The following is a 26,762-nucleotide window of genomic DNA, read 5'->3' on the forward strand; positions in this document are numbered from 1 at the left end:
TATGAAATCCAAATTAATTTTATCATTGTTTTTTAATGGTTTATTATTTTCAAGTTGTACATACCCAAAAGAAAATATATTAATAACATCAAATAATGTATCAAGATGTTATTTTGAAAGTGAAGTTGTTGATTTTTGTTCTAGAAACAAGATTGAAATCTATAATCAACATATTAAAGATTTGCCTAATTTTTCAAATGATAAAATATTATTAATTTTAAATCATAATAGAAGTACAGGTAAAGGTGAAAGTAGAGTTGTTAAGCTGATAGTTATATTAGATCCTCTAGAAAAAAAAGTAATTCCTGTGCCTCAGATGGTAGGTAATTTTGTCGATGGTAATTTAAGGGAAATTAATGATGATCCTGCTATTATAAAATATAATAAAAAAGATAATAAAGTTTGTTTATCAGGGACTACCTACTTTTTAGAAAATAATAATATTAATATTGAAAATGAATGTTATAAGTTTGAAAAAGGACGTGTAAATAAAATAGAGGGCTTAAGATTAAATGGTATTGAAGAATTTTCTAAGTTGCCCTATTCATCTGATATTCATTTTAAGTGTATAAATAATATTAAATTAAATCAATGTAATAACTTGAGATTAATATCTTCGCAAAAAATATTAAATAAGTATAATTTTATTAACCCTCAAGATGGAATGAGTGTTTTTCTGAAAGGGGAAAAAGATTTCTTTTTAATAGTATCTCCGTTTTTTGATGAAGGGGGAGCTAATTTAAGGATTATGAAAGTTAAAAATTTTAATTTAATTTCAGAAAAATATATTTATGCAGGAAAAAATGTAAATATTGATGGTGATTTAAACATAAAATATTTTGAAGGAAATAATAAAAAAGAATTCTCATTCTAAGAATAATTAATTTAAAAAGCCGGCTTCCACCGGCTTTTTTCTTTTACCCTTCCAAAACCTCTCCCAGCAGCTCCTCACTTGGCGCAAAGTAATAGGCACCATCCAGAGGTGTTACGAAATGCAGCAGACCGTCATGAATTCCATCGCCAGAGGTACCGAACATACGTTCTAACATAGTATCAATAATTTTCAGGTCTTTGGTATAGGCAATAAAGAATAGACCCTGGTCACCACGTCCGTCACCATAAGGCAGAGAATGACGTAGAATTTCCATTTCTTCGCCTTCTTCATCTTCAACTACAGTACGTGCCACGTGCGCATTTTCAGGTTTGACTTCATCATCCAATTCAATGGATTCAAGCTTGGTGCGACCCATAACCTGTTCCTGAGTATCAACTTTTAGCTTTTTCCATTTTTCCAGGTTATGCGCGTAACGCTGGGCAAAAATAAATGAACCATCTTGGAAAATACCTGAATCTTCACCTAATAATGCGACTTCAGCACGATCATCCGGGAATTGTGGATTTTCAGTACCATCGATGAAGCCGGTAATATCACGACCATCAAAGTAGCGGAAGCAAACTCGCTCATCCAGCACCTGAACCTGGTCCTGAATTCCTTCAAAAAAAGCTTGACTGAGCGCAAAGCAGATATCAGCACGGGCACTGGCAATATGAATCAGTACATCTGCTGGAACAACCGGCATATCAAACGAACCATGAATGGGTTCAAGCTGTTTAAAGCCTGCAGGAGCTTGATCATAAAGTTTTGTCCACAGTTCAGGACCAAAAGCTACGCCTGTTTTAATTTGTGCTTGAGGGTGTTGCGTGATCAGCCGATCACGAGAAGTAAACAAATGTTCGAGTTGTTCTTTTAATTTTTCAATACTCAAATCTTTAAGACGTAACACAATAAAGCGAGCATGATCTGAAGGAAGTGGCAAGATTACCGATTGGGCTGTCATTCATGGCTCCTATAAGGATAGATCCTGTTTTTTAATGTACATATTGTGCCTGAAGCTAGACAGAGTGAATAGTGCAGTGCCTTATATTTAAGCAAGTTTTTAGCCTGATTTTATTGGAAAATTCATATAATATTGGGCAAGTTTTGCTGAGTTAAATATTCATGTCCTATCAAATGTGGTTTGCCTATATGTTGGCCTGCTGGGTGATTAGTGTCTCTCCGGGTGCTGGTGCAATTGCATCGATGTCGAGCGGATTGAATTATGGTTTTCGGCATGGTTACTGGAATGCGCTGGGTCTGCAACTGGCTTTACTGGTACAGATTGCAGTGGTTGCAGCAGGCGTGGGAGTTTTGTTTGCGACAACCCCATGGGCATTTTTAGTGGTGAAATGGTTTGGTGTTGGCTACCTGTTATATTTGGCAGTTTTGCAATGGAAAGCACCTGCACAGAACATCGAAATTAAACATGAATTGACGCGAAAATCGAGAGGAAAACTGGTACTGCATGGTTTCTTGGTTAATATCACTAATCCTAAAGCCATCGTATTTTTACTGGCCGTCTTGCCGCAATTTCTGGATTTGTCCAAACCACAATGGATTCAGTATTTGATTATGGCTGCAACAATGGTGACGATTGATCTGATTGTGATGGCGGGTTATACCGGATTGGCTGCTAAAGTTTTAAGGCTACTAAAATCACCGAAACAACAAAAAGTCATGAACCGGACTTTTGCCGGTTTATTTGCAGGTGCTGCATTTTTATTGAGTTTGGTGCATCAATAACGAGTGTTTGCTCTCTCCTTAAAGGAGAGAGGCTGAATAGATCATTAGAAAATCATCATGATTTAACAGAAAGATTAATTCAGCTTTTTAAACTTCTGCACACAGAAGATCAGTGCAAATAGCACCGCCATGGTCAGGACAATGGTTAAACCTGTCGAAGTATTGAGACCTGCACTCGACCATAGGCCCACGGTCACCCCAATTTGCGCAATCACGAATGCCCAGATCACCATTTGTTTTGGTGAATGTGCAAGGAGTCGTGCAGTCAGAGCAGGGATCACCAGTAATGCCCCCATGAGTAATGAACCCACTGCTTTCAGGGCAAGCACGGTAAACAATGCCAATAACAACATAAAGATCAGGCGTTGCCATTTGGCATTTACACCTTCACTGACCGCCATGTCCGGATCAATCGCGATTTGAATCTGCGCTTGCCAGCTCTTATAGAGGACGGCTAAGGCCAGAATAATCACGATAGCAAAGGTGGGTAAGTCCGTCCAAGAAATCGTCAGTAGATCACCAAATAGATAGCTGAGAAGTTCCGGTCTTAAACTCGGTAAATGCTGAATGAACAATAGACCTGAGCAAAGCAGTGTTGCTGAACACAGCGCCAGCAAGGCATCATTCGGCAGGCGCGGATCATGCAGCACCCACAAAACCCCTACCAATAATAAGGCAATAAAAGTGACTCCCATCCAGAGAGGTAAACTTAAAGCCCCAGCGATGGCAACACCGAGCAAAGTACCGTGTGCCATGGTATCGGCAAAAAATGACATACGCCGCCAGAGCATGAGACAGCCCAGCGGTGCAGTCAGAAATACCAATAGCGTTCCCATGATCCATGCAGGTAAAAGGAGTTGTAACCAATCCATCATGGTTTAAGCTTCCGGCTCGGGGTGAATATGAGGGCGTGAATCATGCTGACAGGGGGTGGCAGAATCGCCGTGCGCGCAATGATCATGATGATGTTGATAGAACACCCGATTGGTGCCAAAAATCGCCTGATATTCGGGATGTTGCTGCACGCTTTCCGGCAGGCCACTACAGCAGATATGCTTGTTCAGGCACACGACCCGAGTCGTACCTTGCATCACCCATTGCAGGTCATGTGAAACCATCAGTACGGCACAGCCATATTTTTCCGGCAAGTTACGCACATATTCATACAGTTCAGCTTCGGACTGAATGTCTAGACCCTGCATCGGTTCATCGAGGACTAAAATATCCGGCTGGCGTAATAAGGCGCGGGCCAGTAGCACCCGTTGACGTTCACCGCCAGACAACTGCTGCACTTTAGAATCTTGCAGTTTACTAATGCCGGTATCGCGAATAATTTCGGTTTTAATCTCGGACGGACACTTTTCTAGTGCCAATAAATCTTTCACCCGTAGCGGCAAGCTATGTGAGGGATTGAATTTCTGTGGCACATAAGAGAATTTGAGTTTGCGCGCAGTCTTGATCTCACCTGATTGCGGTTTCAAAATGCCCAGCATGACTTTAATTAAGGTCGATTTACCAGCACCATTGGGACCAATCAGTGTGACAATTTCTTTCTCTTGTAACGAGAAATCAATGGCTTTTAAGATATCGCGCTCATCGATTTTGACCCAGATCTTGGAAAGCTGAATCAAGGGAGAGGCACTTAAGCTTTGTTGCGGCACTGCTGACAAATTCCTGAAATTTCGATAATGCTGTGATGTGCCGTGAAGTCGTCCGAGCTGGCCAGTGCATCGAGTTGATCGAGTAAGCCCTGAGCCGACGCTTCTTTCACGGCTTTACATTCGGTGCAGATTAAAAAAGCAGCCTGATGACCTTCACGCGGATGGCAACAGGGGATATAGGCATTGATCGAGGTCAGGCGATGAATCAGCCCTTTGCTTAATAAAAAATCCAGAGTGCGATACACCGTTGGTGGGGCTGCAGGACGATCACTGGCATTTTTCATTTGTGCCAGCAGATCATAGGCGCCCATCGGGCCATGCGCATTTAGAATGAGTTCCAGCACTTCTTTACGTAAAGGTGTAAGGCGTGCGCCGCTTGCTGCACAAAGACTTTCCGCTTCAGCAAGACGTTGTGCGACATTGGGATGGTCGTGCACGCCGTGCAATGCGTTGTGGTGTTCGTGCGAACAGGAACCCATAGTTCACCTCAAGTGCGAAACTGAAAATTAATAGATTTCAAATCTTAACATGAAGCGTTCTGAGTTTCGATTAGGCATAGGTATTTTTGTATTTTTGTTATATTATAACACTTCCTGATTTTATCGTTTTTAAGTGATTTCTACTCATGTTCCGTCTCCTTGCAATCAGTCTGCTGGCATTGTTCAGTACACTCAGTTGGTCACAAAGTCTGGTGGTGTCTACGCAGCCGATCTATCTGATTGCCAAGAAAATTACCCAAGGTGTGGAACAGCCGACTTTATTGCTGGCCAACCAAAGTGGACATGATGTGAGTCTGACTCCGGCGCATCGAAAAACTATTCAGAATGCAGGTCTGGTGATCTGGCTGGGTCAGGCGCATGAAGCACCCTTGGCCAAAGTGCTGAATGAAAGTAATAAAGGCATTGCACTGTTAGACTCGGGGATATTGACCACCTTGCCGATGCGTAATCCGCGTGGCGAGGCCTTGAAAAATACGGTAGACACGCATGTCTGGCTCGATCCGAATAATGCCGTACGGATTGGCTTCTTTATTGCGGCGTTACGTTCGCAACAACTGCCGGAACATCGTGAACGCTACTGGAAAAATGCCCGTGACTTTGCACAAAACATGTTTGCTACGGCTCAGCGTTATAGTTCAAGTAACAAAGCCAAACCTTATTGGTCTTATCACGATGCCTACCAGTATCTTGAGCGCCCACTCAATTTAAAATTCATGGGGGCATTGACCGATGATCCACATGTTTCACCAACGGTGGCGCAAATCAAGTTTTTACAGGATCATCGTCCACAGCGCAAAATGTGTCTGCTGGCCGAAGGTCATGCCAGTGAAAACCAGTACCGCAAACTCAATCCGGTACTGTTCCAGCATGTCGATGAAAGCATGAGCGGGGCAGGGGACTTTGTGCAGGCTTGGCAGCAATTGGCCGCCGAAACCCAGAAATGTGTACTAAATGCACGCTAATGATTTAAAAAATAGACAGATTTTGATTAGTTTAACAGCAGTGACCCGATTTAAAAAAACACGACTAAGGTCGGGAAAAGATTGCATGTTCAGGGGTGTAACTCTATAATGCCTGCGATTAAAAATAATCACCTGTTAAACTTGTCAAGCATGATTGCTGTGAGTGAATAAATAATGAGCCGAACTAGTCGCTTGATTGACCGACGATTAGCGAAAGCTTTGGTCCTCCTGCAAGCCTGTATGATCCCTGTTTCAGCCTTGATCGGCTGGGTCGTGAAAGACTCAACCGCAGCCTTGAGTGCAGCATTAGGTGCACTGGTATGTTGGCTCGCGACTTGTTATTTTTCGTGGCAATCGTTTCGAGCAGCAGGAGCCCGCGCGTCTAAACAAGTTCTTTCGAACATGTATAAAGGCTTGATGGGAAAGTTTGCCATTGTGATTGTTGGTTTCATTTTAATTTTAAGCAATGTTAAACCGTTGTCAGCGGTGGCGTTGTTTTGTGGTTTTATACTTGTTCAAGCCATGTCGTGGGTCGCTCCGTTTTGGGCGTCACGTCTACAAAAATGAGTATAAGCACAACAAGAAATTGAAAAGTTTTTCAGAAGCAGGCGAGATATCAAGCAGCACGCGATATTCGTTTGTTCTATTAGTTTTTTGACATTGACCAGGTGTGATTTATGGCTGCTGAAGAACATGCCCTTACTTCGACCGAGTATATCAAGCATCACTTGACCAACATGACCTATGGCAAAATGCCGGACGGTACATGGAAATTGGCCGAGAGCGGTGCTGAAGCTCAACAGATGGGGTTCACTGCTATTCACTTGGATTCAATGGGTTGGTCTATCGGACTGGGTCTGATTTTCTGTTTGTTGTTCTGGTTGGTTGCGAAAGCAGCTAATGCTGGTGTTCCTACCAAGTTCCAGTCTGCAATTGAAATGATTATCGAGTTTGTAGATTCAAGTGTACGTGATACCTTCCACGGGAAGTCTCGATTAATTGCACCCTTAGCATTAACCATTTTCGTGTGGATTTTCCTCATGAACTTGATGGATTTGATCCCTGTTGACTTTATTCCTTATGTAGCTCAACACGCGATTGCTTCTATGCTGGGTGTAGACCCTCATCAGGTTTACTTTAAAATTGTTCCGACTACAGATCCAAACATTACCCTCGGTATGTCTATTTCTGTATTCTTCTTAATTATTTTCTATAGTATTCGTGAGAAAGGTGTTGGCGGCTTCGTTGGTGAGTTAGCACTGAACCCATTTAACCCAAGTAATCCAGTTGCTAAAGTGCTTTTAATTCCATTCAACTTATTGTTGGAATTGACTACTTTCTTGGCGCGACCAGTTTCATTGGCTCTACGACTGTTCGGTAACATGTATGCGGGTGAGTTAATCTTCATTCTTATCGCGTTATTACCGTTCTGGATCCAGTGGGCGTTGTCTGTGCCTTGGGCGATTTTCCACATTTTGATTATTACGCTACAAGCATTCATTTTCATGATGTTGACTATCGTGTACATGAGTATGGCAAGCGAAAAGCATTAATGGTATTGCCTAACTGTCAACGGATGGTTGGGCACACAATTTTTTAACTTAATTTGGTATAAAACCTAACCTCTGAGGAATTATCATGGAACTCACTTTAGGTCTAGTTGCAATTGCATCTGCTATCTTGATCGCTTTCGGTGCTTTAGGTACTGCGATTGGTTTTGGTCTTCTAGGCGGCCGTTTCCTTGAAGCTGTAGCTCGTCAACCAGAATTGGCTCCACAACTTCAAACTCGTATGTTCTTAATCGCGGGTCTTCTTGATGCTGTGCCTATGATCGGTGTTGGTATTGGCTTGTTCTTCATCTTCGCTAATCCATTTGTAGGTTAATCAGCTTAATTCCGAAATTCACTATTTGAGGAATTTGCAATGAATATCAACCTCACATTGTTTGGCCAAGCGATTGCGTTTGCGATTTTTGTCGCATTCTGCATGAAGTTTGTATGGCCACCACTAATCAATGCGATTAGTGAACGTCAGCGTAAAATCGCTGATGGCTTAAATGCTGCTGAAAAAGCGAAGGCTGACCTTGCAGATGCGCAAGCACAAGTGAAAGCTGAGTTAGACGCGGCAAAAGCACAAGCGGCTCAATTGATCGAACAAGCGAACCGTCGTGGTGCACAATTGATCGAAGAAGCGCGTACCCAAGCTGCGGCTGAAGGTGAGCGTATTCGTCAACAGGCTAAAGAAGCTGTTGATACTGAAATCAATGCTGCTCGCGAAGAATTGCGTCAACAAGTGGCTGCTCTTGCAGTAACTGGTGCTGAGAAAATTCTTAGCCAGCAAGTTGATGCAGAAGCTCACAATGCCATGCTGACTCAGCTGGCTGCTAAACTTTAAGAGAGGCGGATTATGGCTGAACTCTTGACGTTGGCACGCCCATACGCTAAAGCAGCATTTGCTTACGCTTCTGAGCAAAGTGCAACTGACTCTTGGTCAACAGCACTTGAATTGCTCAGTGCTGCGGTGCAAGACGAAGCATTTTCAGCTTATCTAAATCGCCCTGAGCTTACACCTGCTGAGCAGGTGGCTCTTTTTGCGAAAGTTTTAGGTGAAGACCAAACTGCAGCAGTGTCTAACTTCCTGACATTGCTTGCAGAGAATAACCGTTTGGTTCTTCTTCCTGAGATTGCAGCAGAATATGAGCAGCTTAAATCACAGAATAACAATACTGTGGATGTTGTGATTGAATCAGCATTCCCATTGACTTCTGTACAGGAACAACTTCTTACTCACGCATTAGAGAAAAAATTCGAAGCGGCGGTAAATGTTTCTGTAGAAGTTAACCCAGCGCTGATTGCTGGTGTAGTTATTCGTGCAGGCGACCAAGTGATAGATGATTCTGCGCTTAACAAGCTTGAAAAAATGCGTACTCGTCTTCTTGCTTAATTGCATTTAGAAGACTGAACTTTAAAAAGATTGAGGTATAGCGCAATGCAACAACTGAATCCATCCGAGATCAGTGCGCTCATTAAACAGCGTATCGGCGATCTGGACACCAGCGCAACCGCTAAGAACGAAGGAACCATTGTTATGGTTTCCGACGGTATTGTGCGTATTCACGGCTTAGCTGACGCTATGTACGGTGAAATGATCGAATTCGACGGCGGCCTTTACGGTATGGCACTGAACCTAGAACAGGATTCAGTGGGCGTCGTTGTTTTAGGTAACTACTTAAGCCTTCAAGAAGGTCAAAAAGCGCGTTGCACAGGTCGTGTATTAGAAGTTCCGGTTGGTCCAGAACTTTTAGGCCGTGTAGTAGATGCTTTGGGTAACCCGATTGATGGTAAAGGCCCTATTGATGCAAAATTAACTGATGCTGTTGAAAAAGTAGCACCAGGCGTAATTTGGCGTCAATCAGTGGATCAACCTGTACAAACTGGTTATAAATCAGTAGATACAATGATCCCTGTAGGCCGTGGTCAACGTGAGTTGATCATTGGTGACCGTCAAACTGGTAAAACAGCAATGGCGATCGACGCGATCATCGCTCAGAAAAACTCTGGCATTAAATGTGTATACGTAGCAATCGGTCAAAAACAATCGACTATCGCTAACGTGGTACGCAAGCTAGAAGAAACTGGCGCTATGGCGTATACAACTGTTGTAGCTGCAGCTGCAGCTGATCCAGCAGCAATGCTGTATCTAGCTCCGTATTCTGGCTGTACAATGGGCGAATACTTCCGTGACCGCGGTGAAGATGCGTTAATCATTTATGATGACTTGTCTAAGCAAGCTGTTGCTTACCGTCAAATTTCATTGCTTTTACGCCGTCCACCAGGTCGTGAAGCGTATCCAGGTGACGTGTTCTATCTACACTCGCGTCTACTTGAACGTGCTTCTCGTGTATCTGCTGACTACGTTGAGAAATTCACTAACGGTGAAGTTAAAGGCCAAACTGGTTCATTAACTGCATTGCCGATTATTGAAACTCAAGCGGGTGACGTATCTGCATTCGTACCAACCAACGTAATTTCGATTACTGATGGTCAGATCTTCCTTGAAACATCATTATTCAACGCAGGTATTCGTCCTGCTGTGAACGCGGGTATCTCTGTATCTCGTGTTGGTGGTTCAGCGCAAACTAAGATCATCAAGAAATTGTCTGGTGGTATCCGTACTGCTTTGGCGCAATACCGTGAATTGGCAGCATTTGCTCAGTTCGCTTCTGATCTTGACGAAGCAACTCGTAAGCAACTTGAACATGGTCAACGTGTAACTGAGTTAATGAAGCAAAAACAATATGCTCCTTACTCAATTGCTGACCAAGCTGTTTCAATTTATGCATCTAACGAAGGCTACATGGCTGACGTAGACGTTAAGAAAATCGTAGACTTTGATGCTGCGTTGATTTCTTACTTCCGTTCAGAACATGCTGCGTTAATGCAACAAATCGATGCCTCTGGTGATTACAACAAAGACATCGAAGCTGCAATCAAAGCAGGTATTGAAAGCTTTAAAGCGACTCAAACTTACTAATTTCAACCTCTGTTGAATTTAGTGTCGGTTTGGTTCACGGAATCAACCTTCGGAAGCTCGCAAGGGCTTTCGAATACTAGGTTAAGCGTATGGCAAATTTAAAAGAAATTCGCGCCAAAGTAGCTAGTATCAAGAGCACGCAGAAGATTACTCGAGCGATGCAAATGGTAGCAGCTTCTAAGATGCGTCGTGCGCAAGAGCGCATGGCTCAAGGCCGTCCGTATGCCGAAAATATGCACCGTGTAATTGCTCATTTGGTCCAAGCGAATCCTGAATATAAACACCGTTATATGGTTGAACGCCCGGTTAAGCGCGTTGGCTATATCATTGTGTCTTCAGATCGTGGCCTTGCTGGTGGTTTGAACATTAACCTGTTCAAGAAAGTGGTTAAACACGTTCAACAGCAACAAGAGCAGTCAATTGAAGTTCAATTTGCTTTAATTGGTCAAAAAGCGGTTTCGTTTTTTAAAAACTACGGCGGTAAAGTGCTTGGTGCGACGACGCAAGTCGGCGATGCTCCAAGTCTTGAGCAGTTATCTGGTTCTGTACAGGTGATGTTGGATGCTTATGATAAAGGCGAGTTAGATCGTATTTATCTAGTGTCAAACGGCTTTGTCAATGCCATGACTCAAAATCAAAAGATCGAACAACTTGTTCCTTTGGCTGCTGCTGAAGAAGACAAGAATCTGAACCGTCAATACGGTTGGGATTATATCTACGAGCCTGAAGCTGAAGAGCTTTTAAATGGCTTGTTGGTTCGCTATATCGAGTCTGTGGTGTATCAAGGTGTGATTGAAAACATCGCATGTGAGCAGTCTGCACGTATGGTCGCTATGAAAGCAGCGACAGACAACGCAGGCGAGATCATTAAGAGCCTGCAACTTATTTATAACAAGCTGCGTCAAGCCGCGATTACTCAGGAAATTTCTGAGATCGTTGGTGGTGCCGCTGCCGTTTAACATTATTTTGAATTGAGGAGACAGCAATGAATAGCGGTCGTATCATTCAGATCATCGGCGCGGTTATCGACGTCGAGTTTGAACGCAATAGCGTTCCTAAGATCTATGACGCTCTCCAAGTAGATGGTACTGAAACTACTTTAGAAGTTCAGCAACAGCTTGGTGATGGCGTAGTTCGTACTATTGCAATGGGTTCTACTGAAGGCCTTAAGCGTGGTTTGAACGTAACTAACACTAACGCGCCGATTTCTGTACCAGTAGGTACAGCGACTCTAGGCCGTATCATGGACGTTCTTGGTCGCCCGATCGACGAAGCTGGTCCTGTTGCGACTGAAGCGCGTTTACCAATTCACCGTCAAGCGCCTTCTTATGCAGAACAAGCGGCTTCTACTGACCTTTTAGAAACTGGTATTAAAGTCATTGACTTACTTTGCCCGTTTGCGAAAGGTGGTAAGGTTGGTCTGTTCGGTGGTGCCGGTGTTGGTAAAACTGTAAACATGATGGAATTGATCAACAACATCGCGAAAGCTCACTCAGGTTTATCTGTGTTTGCTGGTGTTGGTGAGCGTACTCGTGAAGGTAACGACTTCTATCACGAAATGAAAGATTCTAACGTTCTAGACAAAGTAGCAATGGTCTACGGTCAGATGAACGAGCCACCGGGTAACCGTTTACGCGTAGCGTTGACTGGTTTGACTATGGCTGAATATTTCCGTGACGAGAAAGACGAAAACGGTAAAGGCCGTGACGTACTATTGTTCGTAGATAACATCTATCGTTATACACTAGCGGGTACTGAAGTATCAGCACTTCTAGGTCGTATGCCATCTGCAGTAGGTTACCAGCCTACACTTGCAGAAGAGATGGGTGTTCTTCAAGAGCGTATTACATCGACTAAGTCTGGTTCTATTACGTCAATCCAAGCGGTATACGTACCTGCCGATGACTTGACAGATCCATCGCCTGCTACAACATTTGCTCACTTAGACGCAACTGTTGTATTGAGCCGTGACATCGCATCTTCTGGTATTTACCCAGCGATCGATCCACTAGACTCAACTTCACGCCAGTTAGATCCGTTAGTTGTTGGTCAAGAGCATTATGAAATTGCACGTTCTGTACAGAACGTATTGCAACGTTATAAAGAGCTTAAAGACATCATCGCGATTCTTGGTATGGACGAGCTTGCTGAAGAAGATAAACTGGTTGTTTACCGTGCGCGTAAAATCCAGCGTTTCTTCTCTCAACCGTTCCACGTAGCTGAAGTATTTACTGGTGCTCCTGGTAAATTAGTATCTCTTAAAGAAACGATTCGTGGCTTTAAAGGTCTTCTAGCTGGTGAATACGATCACATCCCAGAACAAGCGTTCTACATGGTTGGTGGTATTGACGAAGTTATTGCTAAAGCCGAGAAACTTTAATTAGCTACTCTAATTTAGGAGATTCTCATGGCGACTATGCAATGTGATGTTGTAAGTGTTCAGGAGTCTTTGTACTCAGGCACTATAACTATGCTAATTGCAAAAGGTGCTGGCGGTGAGTTAGGTATTATGCCTGGCCATGCTCCGTTGGTAACTTTGCTCCAACCTGGCGCGATCCGCGTTATTTTGGAAAACGGTACAGAAGAGTTGATCTATGTATCTGGTGGTGTTCTAGAAGTTCAACCGCATGTTGTTACGGTTCTTGCAGATACTGCAGTCCGTGCAGAAAACTTAGATGAAGCAGCTATTGTTGAAGCGCGTAAACACGCTGAAGCATTGCTTGCGAATCAAAAGAGCGATTTGGACTCTGCTGCTGCTTTGGCTGCTCTTGCAGAAACTGCTGCACAGTTGGAAACGATCCGCAAAATCAAAAACCGCGCTCAATAAGAGACGGTTTGAGATTGAAAAAACCACCCGAAAGGGTGGTTTTTTTATGGTTCATAGGTTCTTATCATGTTTGTTTTTATATATGTGTTCATAAAAAAAGATTAAGTCTTTTTCTCTACCATAATTATTGCCAGAACCAAATGTAGCTACTACGTACAAAAAACCAAACTTTTCTAATTCAGATGCTGAAAAGTTACATTCATTATTCGTAAGGTACTAATCCTTCTTGGATTTGTTCATTTCAAATGATAAGTAGGCTTTTTCTAACCCTTCTAATAAAAACGATGTAAATTGAGGAATAATATGAGCATATCTTAAAAAATTTTCACGATTTATTTCTTTCGCATCATATAAAAGAGCTAAACGAGCGAGCATTTTAGATTGATGGATTAAATAGACTTTATCTAAAGCATTGAGTAATTCACCACCTATTTCTAAGTTGTTTTGATTCTTGAAGATTTTTAGTAATGTTCCTGATGCTAACTTTTCACCTTCCTTTATAAATTCCAGGATATTTTTTAATTTTTGCTTTTCGTTATAGCTTCTGAAAACTTTATAAATCGCTAAACCTGAAGATGCTATTGGAAAAGCTTTTAAAATTTCTTGAAAAATAGTATCAGTCGTTTCTAAAACTGTATTATCAAAATAGTTTTCTGCTGTTTGAATGATATTAGATGGTATTTGACTCATTATGAATTTTCTTTTTTCTACTATATAGAATAATGTACTACACACCTGAAAATTTGAAATTTATATTTTTAGCATCACCTTAAAACAGCTGATTTAGATTATTTGTTTTAGCTTGGAATTTTTGCAAGTATCGATCTTGAGAGTGTTGGTTTTACATTTCCGATTCTTAAATAAATTTTAATTTGTACCACTCGATATAACTTTTACCCTTTCTCAGTAATGTTTTGAACCAATCTGTAAACCTGCACACGCCATAAAAAAATCAGTGATAAGTTAAATGATTCGAACAGATTTCGCTTGTTATAGCTTAATACGATAGAAGTTTAGAACAGGCAAAACTTATAATTGAAAAAAGGGAAAACCATGGCTTATCAATCTATTAATCCATTTACCAATCGAAAATTGAAAGACTACCCATCGCATAGCGATCAAGATATTCAACATGCACTCGATACCGCAGAAAAAATCCTAAAGTCAGAATGGTCACAACAGGTCGATACCCGTATTGAAGTACTGCGCAAATTGGCCAGCAATATGCGAGCGCAAAAAGCTGAACTGGCTAAGCTCATGACGCTGGATATGGGAAAACTGATCAAGCAGAGTGAAGGTGAAATCGAAACCTGCGCCAAAATTGCAGAATATTATGCTGATCATGCCAAAGAATTTTTAGCGCCCGTATCCTATGAAACGGAACTGGGTGAGGCCTGGGTTGAGCATCATCCACTGGGTATTATCATGGCGGTAGAACCGTGGAATTTCCCGTTTTATCAACTGATGCGGGTCTTTGCGCCGAACTGTGCGATTGGTAATCCGGTTCTGGCAAAACATGCCGGCATTGTGCCGCAATGTGCCGAAGCCTTTGAGCAACTGGTGTTGGATGCAGGCGCACCCAAAGGTGTCTGGACCAATCTATTTATCAGCAGTGATCAGGTCGCTGAAGTAATTGCAGACAAGCGTGTGCGTGGTGTAGCACTCACAGGTTCAGAAGGTGCGGGCAGTGCAGTCGCTGAACAGGCCGGAAAACATCTTAAAAAATCAACGCTGGAACTGGGCGGTAATGATGTATTTATCGTACTCGATGATGCAGATCTGGAACGCGCGATCAAGTTAGGCTGTCAGGCGCGTGTCAATAATGCCGGGCAGGTATGTACAGCGGCGAAGCGATTTATCTTGCATGAAAAAATTGCCGAACAATTCAAGGCCGGCATGCTGAAAGCTTTTGAACAGTTAAAACTGGGTGATCCGCTCGATCCTGAAACCACTTTAGGACCGCTGTCTTCAAAAGACGCACTGGAAAAACTCAGCAAGCAGGTCGAAAAGGCCGTAGCACAAGGTGCGACCGTAGTTACTGGCGGTAAGGCTGTAGAACATCAAGGCAATTTCTATGCACCGACCATTCTGGAAAATATCACGCGTGAAAATGAAGCTTGGTATGAAGAATTTTTTGGTCCGGTGGCGCAAATTTATGTGGCGAAGAATGATGATGAGATTGTCGAAATTGCCAATGATTCCAATTATGGCCTAGGTGGCGTGATTCATTCACAGGATATCGAGCGTGCCAAAAAACTGGCGTCACGGGTGGAAACAGGCATGATCTGGATCAACTGGTTTACTGACACCACACCTGAGTTGCCATTTGGTGGAATCAAAAATTCCGGTTATGGGCATGAACTGTCGATTGATGGTTTCAGAGAATTTGTGCAGAAAAAACTGGTCGTCGTCAAAAGCCCGAAAAAATAATACGATCTAATGTCAAAGAAGCCACTATTCAGTGGCTTCTTTGTTTGGTTAGTCTGGATATTCTTCACGTTTGCCGCCTTCATAACTGGCAAAACGTGGGTGTTCTGGTGGAAATGACGGTTCAGCACTTGGCCAAGGCCAGCCCCCAAACTGAGTTTCGCGATAACGGCGAAAAGCAGTATCTAGCTCTTGCGCACTATTCAAAACAAAAGGCCCATGTGTGGCAACTGGTGCACCGATCGGTTCACCCTCCAGCCATAAAATATGTGATTCCAGCAGCCCACCTTTGAGCTGAATATCTGCATCGGGTTTAAGTTCCAGTAGATGCTTTGGCGCTATCTTCTGTCCTTCAAGTTCCAGGCTTTTGCCCTGATAAAAATAACAAAAACGCGTTGCAGTAGCAGTAGTGGCAGGAATGGTTAATTCTGCTTCAGGCCCTAAAGTGATTAAATAAATATTGAGCTGATTCTCTGGAAGGGCTGCCCATGAATGTGGCGGGCGGTCCAGTGCCTGAGTCTGTTTAAATTGTCCTGAAATGACCCGGATATCCGCTTTACGTCCGGCCGTATCTGCTGAAAATACATGCGGAATCTGTTCACGCCAAAACATTTTATAATCGACAGGCTGTTTTTTCTGCTCCGGTGAGGAATTGAGCCAGATTTGAAACAGCTCCAGCGGATTGTCCTGATCTTGATGAACCAAAGGAAACATCTCGCAGTGCTGTACTCCATTGCCAGTGGTCAGCCATTGCACATCACCTGCGGCATAACGTCCCGAATTTCCAAGCGAGTCAAAATGATCGACATAACCGCGCTCGACAATGGTAATGGTTTCAAAGCCAGTATGCGGATGCTCCGGAAAACCGGGAATACTCTCGCCATAATACATGTCATATTCATGCTGCTGTGGCGGGGAAACTGGGCCTAATTCGGCATTGCCTTGTGGATAATGATCTTGATGATGAACGGTAAAAATAAAAGGATCTTTCAGATCAAGCCGGGATGTCACTGAAACCACAGAATACAGCACTGAATTCGACATGATTGAACTCCTGATGATCTGATTAGATGAAAATTCTTGATCTAAATATAATTTTTATAATCCATAACAGTGTATAGCCTGCAAGGCGATTGAGGAAGATGTGTTTCGATCAATCGCCTCAAAATGAGATTTTTAGGTATTTTAAGTATTGTCCTGATCAGTATTGCTCTCTGATTCCTGATCTGGATTCTGGATCAGCAAGCCGGCCAGTTTGACCATTTCGGATTGCACATTAACCATCTGCGATTCAATCTTTTTCAAGTTCACTTGGCTGAAATCCACCTGACCGTTTAAAAGAGGAGAAGCCAGAACTTGCTGGTTGGCGGTCATGATGTTGTCACGAATCTGGTCAATTTCCTGGCTTTTCAAGTTCAGGTTGCCCAGCACCTGATTAAAACTGCTGAGTTGCTGTTGAAGCTGAGTCGCAGTGGACTGCAGTTGCTGGGTATCCTTGGCTTCGACCGCCGTTTGCAGTTCGGTCTGGGTCTGTTTTAACTGTTCGACATAACTGCCGGCCTTGAGCTGCAAGTCGGCTACATCACGAACCATATAAAACATATTGCCCGATTTAAGCTCGGTTTGCGCTGTTGAGCTCTGTTGCTGAGAGGCTGGTTCCAGATCTGAGGTCGTGGTATCTGCCTGTTCAGCCGGTGCTTCGACAGCCTGATCACAGCCCATCAGTAAAATTCCAGAGCTAAATAATGCGAAAGGAAGGACAGCATTGGCAAGAATCTTGGACATGGAATCAGGGTCTCGATACAGGTGATGGAATTTTAATAGTATCTAATATAAGGACAAACTATGGAGATAAAAAAGATTGTTGCAAACTCATAACAATTCTTCTGGGTTCCGAATATTTCATTATTTAAAAACAGGAAAAAGTTTATTAAAAGCTGGTAAAGAAGTACTTTGTTCTCACCGAATTGGCTTTTTTAGCCTGCAATTACTTTAAAGATATGTCCGGTGAATCTCAATTTAGCTAAATAGCAGTTTTGAAAAAAATAAGTATCTACCAAGAAAATAGATACTTATTTCAAGCTTGATGCTTATGAGAATAATCGAGAATTATTTTGCAAGTTCTGCATTCACTGCATCGACAATCCGTGGATCATCCGCAGTGATGTCTGGTGCAAAACGCGCCACTACTTCACCATTTTTATTGATCAGGAATTTTTCAAAGTTCCAGAGTACTTCTGGTGGCTGGTTTGGGGTTAGGCCATAATCGACTAGATCTTTCCACCAAGGACCTTCACCGATACGTTCCGGTACAGCCTGCGTAAGGGTGGTATATAAAGGATGCTTGTCTTCACCCGCGACAGAGATTTTAGCAAATAGCGGGAAGTCGACTTTATAATTCACTGAACAGAATTCCTGAATCTCGGCTTCGCTACCCGGTTCCTGTTCCAAAAAGTTATTGGCAGGGAAGCCAAGAATTTCCAGACCTTCCGCTTTTTTGTCCTGATACAGTTTTTGTAAGCCTTCATATTGCGGCGTCAAGCCACATTTAGATGCGACGTTAACCACCAGCAAAACCTTACCTTGGTACTGGTTTAAAGTGGTTTCTGTTCCTTCAATGGTTTTGACTGGAATGTCATATACAGAGCGAGTCATTAGATTTCCTGTTTATTACGACTGAACGGTATTTGTTTTAACGGGTATTCGCTTTCAGTACAAGTAAAAACAGGTGAGCTCAGTTACTTAAAGCTGCAAATTGCCTCAATATTATGTGAAAAATCTATTATGCTAGGATGCGCGAATACGCATAGCTTAATAACAAGACCAGCGACTCATGGATGAAAGTATGACACAGCAACAAAAGGCAGTCTGGTGGGCCATGGCCTTACCACTGGCCGCAGTTTTGATTTGGTCTCTGAATATGACTGTCACCCGCTATGTGGCAGATTATATTTCTCCCATCAGTATCAGTTTCTACCGCTGGGCCTTGGCCTTACTGATTTTAACTCCATTCATGTTGCCCAAAGTCAAAGCAGCGTGGCCGGAGATCCGTCCATATCTCGGGCATTTTGCTGTTTTGAGTGCGCTGGGAATGGTGCTTTATCAGGGGTTGGCTTATAGTTCGGCACACTATACCACTGCAACCAATATGGGCCTGATCAATGCCTTTATTCCTATTTTTACCATTATCGTGGGTATTTTTGTTTTAAGGATTCGCCCAACACAGGCTGCAGTGCTGGGGAGTCTTCTGTCTTTTATTGGCTTGATGTATGTCATGGCACAAGGGCAGGGTTTACAGTTTTTAACTGTTGGTGAAAGTTATATTGGCGATCTGTTGATGTTGATCGCAGTATTTTTCTATGCCTGTTATGGCGTGTTTCTGAAAAAATGGCAGATTCAGATTCCACTCTTAGTGAGCCTGTATATTCAGATTTTTATGGCCTTTCTCTATCATATTCCTTTGGTATTGATTTTAGGTCTGGACAGCATCAATCATGCTAATGCAGCCAGCATTATCTATGCCGGAATTTTCCCATCCATTGCCGCGCCGTTATTCTGGATGATGGCTGTGCAGCAACTTGGTCCCAATCGCAGCAGTATTTTTATGAATCTGATGCCGGTTTTTACTGCAGTAGTCGCATATTTGTGGCTGGGTGAAGCGTGGACCATGTATCACAGTATCGGCGGTGGCATCATTTTACTTGGAATCCTCTGGGCTCAATATCCCGGAAGATCCGCTTAATCAGGAATTAAAAGAGCTAATTAAGAATTTTGTCTGATTAAATATTGAGCGGTTGATCAAAACTTTTTTAATTGAAATCCCCTTTTAAATGCTAATTTTCAAATGTTAAAACAAATAGAAAAATATCGTTTTATTTTAAAAAGAGAATAGAAAGAGCAAGATATTTTGAATATTGGTCAAAAAATGTTTTCTATTAATAGATAATATGTATTATTTGATTGTTTTATTGTACTTGTCGTTGTACTCAGTTTCTTTCATAATGCGCCCATCGAGAATGATCAAGCAAGAAAATCCTTGTTTTATCAGACTCCCAGAGATTTTCTGAACCCTCTGGATGTGATTTATGCACATCCTTTTTTATGCTCAGCCATCCCTATATGGCTGAGCTTTTTTTTGTCTTAAAACTTTAGTCGGGCTTGAGTGTCCCGACTAAATCAGACAGGACTCAGTCACGAATAATTGCGCCAGTCACTGCATCAATGATCCGGCTTGGTTGCTGACTTAAACCGAGGTCACCATTTAGATAATTCAGGTTCTGGTCAAAATAGCGGATCGCATCCTGAAGTGAGCGGGCAGGTTCCATGCCGGCAGGGTTGGCACTGGTCGAAACGATAAAACCGCCAAAGGCCTGACACAGTGCCACACAGAGTGGGTGAGTGGTTACACGTACGGCTACTTTAGGATGATGACCTTTAATCCAGTCAGGAATGTCTTTATTTGCAGGAAGTAACCAGGTGGTCGCGCGATCAGCAGGTCTTTCATGGTTCCAGGATTCAATCACTTTTTCACGCATTTCTTCGCTTAAATCCTGCAACAGATGTTCTACCTGTGAAAGATGAGCTGCCAGCAGAATCACGCCTTTTTCAATCGGGCGCTGTTTTAATTCTAAAATCTGATGAAATGCCTGTTCATTATAGGGGTCGCAACCCAAGCCCCAAACAGCCTCTGTAGGATATGCCAAGACTTGTCCATCTTTAAGCCATGCTGCTGCTTCGGCAACAGAGGTAGTGATCATGTGGATACCTTATATCAAACAACAAAGCGCTATTGTGAACCTTATTTGAGAATCCGACAACGTAGATAGAGGCCGGCTTGCTGGGTACAAAAACCGAGTAACTCCAGTTCCATGAGTTGGCTGGTCAAAGCAGATACCTCTTGCTGAACCTGCGTTCCCAGTTGATCCAAACTCTGTCCCACCCAGTCCAGCTGATTATACAGACTGAGCAGATGCGGTGGAATTTGCTGTGATGTTGCTTCAATAACTTTCGTTTTGGTGGTGTTTTCCAAAGCTTGCCATTGCGTGGCCAGCGCCAGTTCTTCGATGACCTGCTGTGGATGGTCAATCAGAATCGCACCTTCACGAATCAGTTGGTGACAGCCCTGGTGATGTTCACTGTAAATATGCCCCGGGATGGCGAATGTGGTCTTGCCTTGTTCCGCTGCCCATTGTGCGGTCAGCAATGAACCGCTTTTCAAGGCGGCTTCTGCCACAATCACCCCGAGGCTTAAGCCACTGACAATTCGGTTACGCCGTGGAAAATGCTGCTGTAAGGGGGGAGTAAATGGCAAAAACTCAGTAATGACCGTACCTCCATGTTCGATGATTTGCTGACGTAGTGTTTGATGGGCAGCAGGGTAGGTCTGTTCAATGCCTGTGCCCATCACTGCAATCGTTCGCCGATGTTGTAATGCGGCCTGATGTGCGGCTTCATCAATCCCTTGTGCCAGGCCACTATTAATATAAAAACCCTGTTCACTCAAATAAAAAGCAAAGTCATAAGCGACTTGCCGGCCGTGCAGACTGGGCTTGCGACTCCCCACAATCGCGATTTGCGGTTGCAGCAATTGATCTGCATACCCTTGCCCGAACAGGATTGGCGGCTTATGCGCATAATGGCTCAATTGCTGTGGATATTCGGCATCTGTATGTAAAAGCACAAAGTCACTGTGCAACTGGATCTGCTCAAGACTGCGCTGAAAATGGAGCTGCGACTCACTTGACTGGAAATCTTGCAGGCGCTGAATGTGGTTTTTATGAATGCCCAACTTACGCCAGGTTTCGGTTTGAGAACCATCAATTGCATGGGCGAGGTCTGCATAATGCTGACTGATTTTATAAAAGCTGCTGAGGGAGTGTTGCAGTAAATACCACAGCGTAATGGCATGGATTTGCGCTGTCGACAATGTATTCAACATGGTGAGACCTATTTCGGTGTCTTCTTATTATGGGTATGAGTTCAAACAAGAGGGATGATGCCGATCAATCCACATCATCCCGTTTAAAAGCTTAGTCTTCTAATAGTGGCGGCTGAATGTTGGCACCAACCTTGATTGGTAATTCACTTTCCAGCACATAAGCGTAGCTCAATTGATCGAAGGTTTTAAATACCATGACCTGACCAATACGCTCGCCCGGTAATTGCACCCGTTCTTTGGTTTTCGGATCAGTCACCACTTCACCTTTTTGATTCACGCTAAAGACATGACCCGTCTGGACCCCATGTGCCGTACCACGGTCAATGGTGACGACACTATGACGTGCTGCTGTACCAATCGACCCCAATACACGCACAATCTGACCACCGGCAGCAATATTTTCTGCATTGGTCGGATAGAACAGGGTCGGTAACATTGGATCGTATTCAGGCAAGACGCGATCACCACGACGTACTTCTGCATTGTAACTATCTGTCAGTTCAAGTGTGGTGACATCACCTTCGCCACGTACCGCAATACCAGATGCCACCTGTTGCAGCTCGAGTGCAGACGTATATTTCTTGCCATTTGCATCCGTAAATACATACGGTTCAGCTTCACGATACACCGCATAGCGTTGACCCACTACCAGGCCGTGACCACGTGCATAGACTTTCTGACCTTTGCCAGCCAGTACGCGCTGATCTGCAGTTCCGAGAATGTAGGGTGTGCCCTGAACTGAATCAGGCGCCAGAAGGGTATAGCGTTCCAGCCACTGCTTAATATGTTCAAGCGGAATCACGGGAATCGTATTATTTAAAGATTCAACACGAATCTGGGGTTGCAGAGAAGTACTGCCAAGATAGCGGCTGATAATACCTTCACAACCATCACCTTCGTCTTTACCAATAATCGGACGGCCTTGGTAATCACACATCAGCAGGCGGTCACCCGGGAAAATCCAATGTGGATTTTTCACGTGCTTATTACTGGCCCAGATTTCCGGCCAACGTACCGGATTTTTCAGGAAGCGTTTCGAGATATCCCAAAGCGTATCGCCTTTTTTCACTACATAAACGTTCGGTGCATTGGCTTTTAATGCCGGTGGATTGACGTTGCGTGCAGGTGCTGCCTCGGCAGAATGAATGGTCCCCATACTGACGCCGACACAAACGGCAAGTGCCAGCATCTGATTTTTAAACCCCAAGGCACTAAAAAATGGCATGCCCTTCAAAACCTTTTTCATTATCATAATTCCTAAAATTATGTGCGTAGTTGCGTTATAATAACGATCTTACACACATTTTTTTGATGAAGCATTCCCTTCATTTGGTTTTTTGATCAATGGCATAATTGAGGACGCAGTATGGCCTTATTACCTATTTTAAGTTTCCCGGATCCCCGTCTTCGTACCATTGCACAACCTGTCGAAGAAGTGACTGATGAAATTCGTCAGCTCGCTGCGGATATGTTTGAAACCATGTATGAAGCACCAGGTATCGGACTTGCCGCGACTCAGGTGGATCGTCATATTCAGCTGATTGTTATGGATCTGTCTGAAAATAAAGATCAACCGATGGTGTTTATTAACCCCAAAATCACACCATTGACTGAAGAAACGCAGCCCTACGAAGAAGGCTGTCTATCAGTTCCTCAAATATACGATAAAGTTGATCGTCCGTCACGCGTAAAAATTGAGGCAATTAATCTGGAAGGTCAAGCATTTGAGCTCGATGCTGACGGACTTCTCGCTGTGTGTATCCAACATGAAATGGATCACTTAAATGGCAAATTATTTGTCGATTATTTATCGCCATTAAAACGTCAACGTGCACGTGAAAAAGTGGAAAAACTGGTACGCCAGCGTAATAAAGACAAGGTGGCAGTGAAGCGCTAGGATCATTTTAAAGTTTATTTAAATGGTCTAGCAAAGCCCAATTCTGATTGGGCTTTGCTATAATCAACATAAGCATATTTTAGGAATAGCCTGTGTTTTTACGCGCGGGGCTGCTATTTGCATTTGCAGCTGTGTTTCTACAGATTGCTGTATTTTTACAGCCTTTGTTACCGAAGCAATATCAGGTTGCTCCGGTCTGTGAAACCATCACGCGTGCGCTTTTTATCGCGACAGATGCTCATGCGCAGCATAGTGCTGGCGAGCATAGCCACCTTATCCAATCTGATCATCTTCAACATGATCATCATGATGCCAATCATCAGTGTCAGTACTGTAAGGTTCATGCCAATTTAGTTTTACCGCCTGATCTGGACATCAAACAGGTACTTGACCGGATTCATGTCCGTTTAATTGCTTATCAAAAAACTTTTAAGCATGTCTGGTTTGTCCTTCAGCAACTCTTCTTAATTCCTCAGGGGCGAGCGCCACCACTGCCTGCATAAATCTGCATTTTTCAGCTTGGGTTGGTATTGACTCAAGCCGTGCCTAATTTATGTATTTAGTGAGATAGAGAAATGGCTCAGCCTAAATTTTCTTTACAGCCACTTGCGGCTGCGATTTGTGTTGCTTGTTATTCTTCGGTGGTGATGGCCAATGATGCCATGCCGGTTCAGACTTTGGCCCCGATTGTGGTGACATCGGCAGCAGGTAATGATGCCAATGGGCTGATTGTCCGCGCTGATCCAAAACAGCCGATTCAACCGATTCCTGCCAGTGATGGTGCGGATTATTTGCAAAGTATTGTTGGCTTTAGTTCGGTCAATAGCGGTGCCGGCACCAATGGTGATGTGACGTTCCGTGGGATGTTTGGTTCACGAATTAAGATCCTAACCGATGGCACCGAAAACCTGGGCGCCTGTCCAAGTCGTATGGATTCGCCAACCTCTTATATTTCTCCGGAAAGCTATGACCGTATTTCGGTGATTAAAGGACCGCAAACGGTTCAGTATGCCAATACTGGCTCTGCGGCCACAGTGATTTTCGAACGTACACCGGAGCAGTTTGATCAAGATCAAAACTATCGCGGTCAGGCCAGTGTCTTGATGGGATCTTTCGGACGTCTTGATCATAATGTGGAAGTCGCAGCAGGCGATGAACAGAAATATATCCGACTCAATACCAATCGTTCGGTATCGAGTAGTTATCAAGATGGTGATGGAACTACTGTGCCTTCAGACTGGGAGCGCTGGAATGCGGATCTGACATTGGGCTGGACTCCAGATACAGATACCTGGGTAGAGCTGACGGGTGGTAAGGCGGATGGTGAAGCAGTTTATGCCGGTCGTGATATGGATGGATCACAGTTTGCCCGTGAAAGTCTGGGTTTACGTGTTGAAAAGAAAAACCTGACTGATGTAATTCAGAAAGTTGAGGCACAGATCAACTATAACTATAACGACCACATCATGGATAATTTTAGCCTGCGTCCAGTGCCGATGAAGCATGATGAGCATACTCATAACATGCAGCCAGCACCCTCTGAAATGCAGGTTACACGCCGTACTTTAAATACCCGTATGGCGATAACGAGTGAATGGGATCAAAACCAATTGATTGCCGGGATGGATTCTCAGCGCAATACGCATGCTGGAGGAATGACATCCACAAGCATGAATATGCCGCTCACTCCAGATATGAAATTCCAGTCATATGGAGCTTTTGCTGAGCTAAGTCATGAACTAAGTGATAACAACAAATTGGTTACTGGTGTGCGGGTCGATCAAGTGGAGATTGATGCCTTAAAAACTGGACAAACCCGTCAGGAAACCTTGCCAAGCGGCTTCATTCGTTTTGAAAATACCCATCCAGAACATGATGATGGTAAAACCTATATCGGACTGGGGTATGTGGAGCGTGTGCCTGATTATTGGGAATTATTTAAGACCGATTATCATGGAATAACTGCAAATACATTTAAGCAACTGAAAACAGAAAAGACCTTACAACTCGATCTGGGTTATCAACATCATCATGGCGCGTTTAATTCTTGGGTATCAACTTATGCCGGTGTGATTCAGGATTTTATTCTGATGACTTATCCTAAGTCTGCAAACTCTGGGCATGGTCATCCTATGGGTAATGATATGGGAGAAATGCAGCCAGCAAAAATGAATAGTGCGGATTCAAGAAATATCGATGCAACCATTGCAGGCGCAGAAGCTGGAATTGGTTATCAGTTTACTGATGCAATTCAGACAGATATCAGTGCCATGTATGCTTGGGGCGAAAACACCACAGACAATACGCCGTTGCCACAAATTTCACCTTTAGAAGCCCGTGTTAACTTGCGCTATGTTCAAGACAAATATAATTTTGGATTGCTATGGCGTGTAGTGGATGGTCAAAACCGGATCAGTCTTAACGAAGGTAATATCGTTGGTTATGACAATAAGCAGAGCGCAGGCTTTGGTATTTTGTCTTTAAACGGTAGCTACCATGTTATGGATAGCGTGGATGTATCAGTCGGAGTCGATAATGTTCTAGACCGGACTTATACCGAGCACTTAAATAAAATGGGTACTTCCGGGACAGGTTTACCAACAACTGAGCAGTTTAATAATATGGGACGTAATTACTGGGCACGTGTCAGTATGAAATTCTAATTGTTCCTCAGTACTCCAAAAGCCATTGCTCAATAGCGATGGCTTTTTAATTTTTAGCGTTGCAATAAATTTTCCATATTTAAATCGGGCCTATGTATCTTGGAAGAAGACCCAATAAAACAAGTTTTGTGTATATAAACGCCAAGTTGCTGAAGAATCAAACAAGAATAGAATGTGAATTGAACGATATAAGTCATGTAATAAAGATTTTTATAATTTAAATTTAAATAAAACAATATCTTATTGTGTTTATGGATGGGTTTTGTTGGATGTGCTCAATAAAATTCAAAAATAATGAAAATAAATTAACTATATATAACAATTACTTATATTTTTATTGGTTTGAAAAATAAACACATGATAAAAAATCTTTGCAAGAAGTGTTGCAAGGGCTCTGAAATGCTGTAGAATGCACATCCATCGGCGGTGATGAAGACTAAAACTTCTGATAAAACAGTGACTTAGTTAAGTTTGATTGGGTTGGGTTTTATTTGATAAGTTTAAAAATAGTTTTCATTACTGGTTGACTTTCTAGAGATAGAGAGTAATATAGCCGACCTAGCTTGCTGGTGACGAACCAACAAGAAGATCATTAAGAGATTATGAAGAACAACTTGTGTGGATTTTTACTGATTGATTGATCGAAATTATTTTCATTGATTGATGGTAGAAATTACTCGAAGTTTATTTGAGAAATATTTGTCAGAAAATTGATGAGCCAAGATTGGCACCCT

At 43.0% G+C, this 26,762-nt stretch carries 28 protein-coding genes; 17 read left to right on the top strand and 11 right to left on the bottom strand.

The window, feature by feature from the left end; all coding sequences use genetic code 11:
• The first annotated feature begins 1 nt into the window (after position 1).
• Positions 2-874: a hypothetical protein gene (locus tag F995_RS00515; protein ID WP_004644854.1), complete on the top strand. Its 873-nt coding sequence runs from the start codon at positions 2-4 to the stop codon at positions 872-874.
• 43 nt (positions 875-917) lie between these two features.
• Here the strand turns inward: F995_RS00515 and F995_RS00520 are convergent, their stop codons facing one another.
• Complete coding sequence (locus tag F995_RS00520) at positions 918-1,838, bottom strand: Dyp-type peroxidase (protein WP_004644855.1); 921 nt, start codon at positions 1,836-1,838, stop codon at positions 918-920.
• 161 nt (positions 1,839-1,999) lie between these two features.
• Between F995_RS00520 and F995_RS00525 the strand changes: the two genes are divergently transcribed.
• Complete coding sequence (locus F995_RS00525) at positions 2,000-2,620, top strand: LysE family transporter (protein ID WP_004644856.1); 621 nt, start codon at positions 2,000-2,002, stop codon at positions 2,618-2,620.
• A gap of 74 nt (positions 2,621-2,694) precedes the next feature.
• On the opposite strand, the gene znuB is transcribed toward F995_RS00525, so the two are convergent.
• The 3 genes from znuB to F995_RS00540 are packed head-to-tail and all read right to left on the bottom strand — an operon-like array spanning position 2,695 to position 4,760.
• A complete protein-coding gene (gene znuB / locus F995_RS00530) occupies positions 2,695-3,495 on the bottom strand; it encodes a zinc ABC transporter permease subunit ZnuB (RefSeq protein ID WP_004644857.1) in 801 nt (266 codons plus the stop codon).
• A 3-nt stretch (positions 3,496-3,498) separates the two neighbouring features.
• Entirely contained in the window at positions 3,499-4,281 is a 783-nt protein-coding gene (znuC, locus tag F995_RS00535) for a zinc ABC transporter ATP-binding protein ZnuC (protein ID WP_004644858.1), read from the bottom strand.
• Positions 4,263-4,760, bottom strand: coding sequence for a transcriptional repressor (locus tag F995_RS00540; protein ID WP_004280980.1), 498 nt, complete (start codon positions 4,758-4,760; stop codon positions 4,263-4,265). Before F995_RS00540 ends, znuC begins: the two co-directional genes overlap by 19 nt.
• Positions 4,761-4,906: 146 nt before the next feature.
• Between F995_RS00540 and F995_RS00545 the strand changes: the two genes are divergently transcribed.
• The 10 genes from F995_RS00545 to F995_RS00590 all read left to right on the top strand — a co-directional run bounded on the left by F995_RS00545 (position 4,907) and on the right by F995_RS00590 (position 13,103).
• Positions 4,907-5,743 carry a metal ABC transporter solute-binding protein, Zn/Mn family gene (locus F995_RS00545; RefSeq protein WP_004280981.1) on the top strand — a complete coding sequence of 279 codons (837 nt, stop codon included), beginning with the start codon at positions 4,907-4,909 and terminating at the stop codon, positions 5,741-5,743.
• A 174-nt stretch (positions 5,744-5,917) separates the two neighbouring features.
• Complete coding sequence (locus F995_RS00550; RefSeq protein WP_004280982.1) at positions 5,918-6,310, top strand: ATP synthase subunit I; 393 nt, start codon at positions 5,918-5,920, stop codon at positions 6,308-6,310.
• A gap of 110 nt (positions 6,311-6,420) precedes the next feature.
• Positions 6,421-7,296, top strand: coding sequence for a F0F1 ATP synthase subunit A (gene atpB / locus F995_RS00555; RefSeq protein WP_004644859.1), 876 nt, complete (start codon positions 6,421-6,423; stop codon positions 7,294-7,296).
• A gap of 85 nt (positions 7,297-7,381) precedes the next feature.
• A complete protein-coding gene (atpE, locus tag F995_RS00560) occupies positions 7,382-7,627 on the top strand; it encodes a F0F1 ATP synthase subunit C (protein WP_000424060.1) in 246 nt (81 codons plus the stop codon).
• A gap of 39 nt (positions 7,628-7,666) precedes the next feature.
• Positions 7,667-8,137, top strand: a complete 471-nt coding sequence (locus tag F995_RS00565) for a F0F1 ATP synthase subunit B (RefSeq protein WP_004280990.1) — start codon at positions 7,667-7,669, stop codon at positions 8,135-8,137.
• 12 nt (positions 8,138-8,149) lie between these two features.
• Positions 8,150-8,686: a F0F1 ATP synthase subunit delta gene (locus F995_RS00570; protein ID WP_004644860.1), complete on the top strand. Its 537-nt coding sequence runs from the start codon at positions 8,150-8,152 to the stop codon at positions 8,684-8,686.
• A gap of 45 nt (positions 8,687-8,731) precedes the next feature.
• The gene (atpA, locus tag F995_RS00575; RefSeq protein ID WP_004644861.1) at positions 8,732-10,276 is read left to right on the top strand and encodes a F0F1 ATP synthase subunit alpha; all 1,545 of its coding nucleotides are present in this window, start codon (positions 8,732-8,734) and stop codon (positions 10,274-10,276) included.
• 89 nt (positions 10,277-10,365) lie between these two features.
• Positions 10,366-11,235 carry a F0F1 ATP synthase subunit gamma gene (atpG, locus tag F995_RS00580; RefSeq protein WP_004644862.1) on the top strand — a complete coding sequence of 290 codons (870 nt, stop codon included), beginning with the start codon at positions 10,366-10,368 and terminating at the stop codon, positions 11,233-11,235.
• Positions 11,236-11,261: 26 nt separating this feature from the next.
• Positions 11,262-12,656, top strand: coding sequence for a F0F1 ATP synthase subunit beta (gene atpD / locus F995_RS00585; protein WP_004644863.1), 1,395 nt, complete (start codon positions 11,262-11,264; stop codon positions 12,654-12,656).
• Positions 12,657-12,683: 27 nt separating this feature from the next.
• The gene (locus tag F995_RS00590; RefSeq protein ID WP_004644865.1) at positions 12,684-13,103 is read left to right on the top strand and encodes a F0F1 ATP synthase subunit epsilon; all 420 of its coding nucleotides are present in this window, start codon (positions 12,684-12,686) and stop codon (positions 13,101-13,103) included.
• 216 nt (positions 13,104-13,319) lie between these two features.
• Here F995_RS00590 and F995_RS00595 read toward each other — a convergent pair whose 3' ends face one another.
• Positions 13,320-13,793 carry a hypothetical protein gene (locus F995_RS00595; protein WP_004644866.1) on the bottom strand — a complete coding sequence of 158 codons (474 nt, stop codon included), beginning with the start codon at positions 13,791-13,793 and terminating at the stop codon, positions 13,320-13,322.
• Between the two features lie 363 nt (positions 13,794-14,156).
• On the opposite strand from F995_RS00595, the gene F995_RS00600 reads away from it, so the two are divergent.
• A complete protein-coding gene (locus tag F995_RS00600; RefSeq protein ID WP_004644867.1) occupies positions 14,157-15,533 on the top strand; it encodes an NAD-dependent succinate-semialdehyde dehydrogenase in 1,377 nt (458 codons plus the stop codon).
• Positions 15,534-15,581: 48 nt separating this feature from the next.
• On the opposite strand, the gene F995_RS00605 is transcribed toward F995_RS00600, so the two are convergent.
• The 3 genes from F995_RS00605 to F995_RS00615 all read right to left on the bottom strand — a co-directional run bounded on the left by F995_RS00605 (position 15,582) and on the right by F995_RS00615 (position 18,185).
• Positions 15,582-16,574, bottom strand: a complete 993-nt coding sequence (locus F995_RS00605) for a pirin family protein (RefSeq protein WP_004644868.1) — start codon at positions 16,572-16,574, stop codon at positions 15,582-15,584.
• A gap of 141 nt (positions 16,575-16,715) precedes the next feature.
• Positions 16,716-17,315: a hypothetical protein gene (locus tag F995_RS00610; protein ID WP_004644869.1), complete on the bottom strand. Its 600-nt coding sequence runs from the start codon at positions 17,313-17,315 to the stop codon at positions 16,716-16,718.
• A 324-nt stretch (positions 17,316-17,639) separates the two neighbouring features.
• Entirely contained in the window at positions 17,640-18,185 is a 546-nt protein-coding gene (locus F995_RS00615; protein WP_004281007.1) for a glutathione peroxidase, read from the bottom strand.
• 190 nt (positions 18,186-18,375) lie between these two features.
• On the opposite strand from F995_RS00615, the gene F995_RS00620 reads away from it, so the two are divergent.
• Positions 18,376-19,272 (top strand): DMT family transporter, encoded by an 897-nt coding sequence (locus F995_RS00620; protein WP_004644871.1) that lies wholly within the window; start codon positions 18,376-18,378, stop codon positions 19,270-19,272.
• Positions 19,273-19,717: 445 nt separating this feature from the next.
• Here F995_RS00620 and F995_RS00625 read toward each other — a convergent pair whose 3' ends face one another.
• The 3 genes from F995_RS00625 to F995_RS00635 form a co-directional block, all read right to left on the bottom strand.
• Positions 19,718-20,287, bottom strand: coding sequence for an L-threonylcarbamoyladenylate synthase type 1 TsaC (locus tag F995_RS00625; protein WP_004644872.1), 570 nt, complete (start codon positions 20,285-20,287; stop codon positions 19,718-19,720).
• A gap of 41 nt (positions 20,288-20,328) precedes the next feature.
• Positions 20,329-21,468: a DNA-processing protein DprA gene (gene dprA / locus F995_RS00630; protein ID WP_004644873.1), complete on the bottom strand. Its 1,140-nt coding sequence runs from the start codon at positions 21,466-21,468 to the stop codon at positions 20,329-20,331.
• Between the two features lie 91 nt (positions 21,469-21,559).
• Positions 21,560-22,714, bottom strand: a complete 1,155-nt coding sequence (locus tag F995_RS00635; RefSeq protein ID WP_004644874.1) for a LysM peptidoglycan-binding domain-containing protein — start codon at positions 22,712-22,714, stop codon at positions 21,560-21,562.
• A 120-nt stretch (positions 22,715-22,834) separates the two neighbouring features.
• On the opposite strand from F995_RS00635, the gene def reads away from it, so the two are divergent.
• The 3 genes from def (at position 22,835) to F995_RS00650 (ending at position 26,028) form a co-directional block, all read left to right on the top strand.
• Complete coding sequence (gene def, locus F995_RS00640) at positions 22,835-23,365, top strand: peptide deformylase (RefSeq protein ID WP_004644875.1); 531 nt, start codon at positions 22,835-22,837, stop codon at positions 23,363-23,365.
• Positions 23,366-23,457: 92 nt separating this feature from the next.
• Positions 23,458-23,868 (top strand): DUF2946 family protein, encoded by a 411-nt coding sequence (locus F995_RS00645; RefSeq protein WP_004644876.1) that lies wholly within the window; start codon positions 23,458-23,460, stop codon positions 23,866-23,868.
• Positions 23,869-23,940: 72 nt separating this feature from the next.
• Positions 23,941-26,028 (top strand): TonB-dependent copper receptor, encoded by a 2,088-nt coding sequence (locus F995_RS00650; RefSeq protein ID WP_004644877.1) that lies wholly within the window; start codon positions 23,941-23,943, stop codon positions 26,026-26,028.
• Positions 26,029-26,762: the final 734 nt, after the last annotated feature.

The sequence above is a fragment of the Acinetobacter sp. CIP A162 genome (assembly GCF_000367905.1).
Taxonomy (GTDB): domain Bacteria; phylum Pseudomonadota; class Gammaproteobacteria; order Pseudomonadales; family Moraxellaceae; genus Acinetobacter; species Acinetobacter lwoffii.

Coding starts and splice junctions, on each gene's coding strand:
- F995_RS00620 (WP_004644871.1), top strand. CDS start 18,376: ATGACACAGCAACAAAAGGCAGTCTGGTGGGCCATGGCCTTACCACTG.
- F995_RS00540 (WP_004280980.1), bottom strand. CDS start 4,760: ATGGGTTCCTGTTCGCACGAACACCACAACGCATTGCACGGCGTGCAC.
- F995_RS00635 (WP_004644874.1), bottom strand. CDS start 22,714: ATGAAAAAGGTTTTGAAGGGCATGCCATTTTTTAGTGCCTTGGGGTTT.
- F995_RS00610 (WP_004644869.1), bottom strand. CDS start 17,315: ATGTCCAAGATTCTTGCCAATGCTGTCCTTCCTTTCGCATTATTTAGC.
- dprA (WP_004644873.1), bottom strand. CDS start 21,468: ATGTTGAATACATTGTCGACAGCGCAAATCCATGCCATTACGCTGTGG.
- F995_RS00550 (WP_004280982.1), top strand. CDS start 5,918: ATGAGCCGAACTAGTCGCTTGATTGACCGACGATTAGCGAAAGCTTTG.
- F995_RS00520 (WP_004644855.1), bottom strand. CDS start 1,838: ATGACAGCCCAATCGGTAATCTTGCCACTTCCTTCAGATCATGCTCGC.
- F995_RS00515 (WP_004644854.1), top strand. CDS start 2: ATGAAATCCAAATTAATTTTATCATTGTTTTTTAATGGTTTATTATTT.
- atpD (WP_004644863.1), top strand. CDS start 11,262: ATGAATAGCGGTCGTATCATTCAGATCATCGGCGCGGTTATCGACGTC.
- F995_RS00650 (WP_004644877.1), top strand. CDS start 23,941: ATGGCTCAGCCTAAATTTTCTTTACAGCCACTTGCGGCTGCGATTTGT.
- F995_RS00570 (WP_004644860.1), top strand. CDS start 8,150: ATGGCTGAACTCTTGACGTTGGCACGCCCATACGCTAAAGCAGCATTT.
- F995_RS00595 (WP_004644866.1), bottom strand. CDS start 13,793: ATGAGTCAAATACCATCTAATATCATTCAAACAGCAGAAAACTATTTT.
- F995_RS00590 (WP_004644865.1), top strand. CDS start 12,684: ATGGCGACTATGCAATGTGATGTTGTAAGTGTTCAGGAGTCTTTGTAC.
- atpG (WP_004644862.1), top strand. CDS start 10,366: ATGGCAAATTTAAAAGAAATTCGCGCCAAAGTAGCTAGTATCAAGAGC.
- F995_RS00545 (WP_004280981.1), top strand. CDS start 4,907: ATGTTCCGTCTCCTTGCAATCAGTCTGCTGGCATTGTTCAGTACACTC.
- F995_RS00625 (WP_004644872.1), bottom strand. CDS start 20,287: ATGATCACTACCTCTGTTGCCGAAGCAGCAGCATGGCTTAAAGATGGA.
- F995_RS00600 (WP_004644867.1), top strand. CDS start 14,157: ATGGCTTATCAATCTATTAATCCATTTACCAATCGAAAATTGAAAGAC.
- F995_RS00525 (WP_004644856.1), top strand. CDS start 2,000: ATGTCCTATCAAATGTGGTTTGCCTATATGTTGGCCTGCTGGGTGATT.
- F995_RS00615 (WP_004281007.1), bottom strand. CDS start 18,185: ATGACTCGCTCTGTATATGACATTCCAGTCAAAACCATTGAAGGAACA.
- def (WP_004644875.1), top strand. CDS start 22,835: ATGGCCTTATTACCTATTTTAAGTTTCCCGGATCCCCGTCTTCGTACC.
- F995_RS00605 (WP_004644868.1), bottom strand. CDS start 16,574: ATGTCGAATTCAGTGCTGTATTCTGTGGTTTCAGTGACATCCCGGCTT.
- atpA (WP_004644861.1), top strand. CDS start 8,732: ATGCAACAACTGAATCCATCCGAGATCAGTGCGCTCATTAAACAGCGT.
- F995_RS00565 (WP_004280990.1), top strand. CDS start 7,667: ATGAATATCAACCTCACATTGTTTGGCCAAGCGATTGCGTTTGCGATT.
- znuB (WP_004644857.1), bottom strand. CDS start 3,495: ATGATGGATTGGTTACAACTCCTTTTACCTGCATGGATCATGGGAACG.
- atpE (WP_000424060.1), top strand. CDS start 7,382: ATGGAACTCACTTTAGGTCTAGTTGCAATTGCATCTGCTATCTTGATC.
- atpB (WP_004644859.1), top strand. CDS start 6,421: ATGGCTGCTGAAGAACATGCCCTTACTTCGACCGAGTATATCAAGCAT.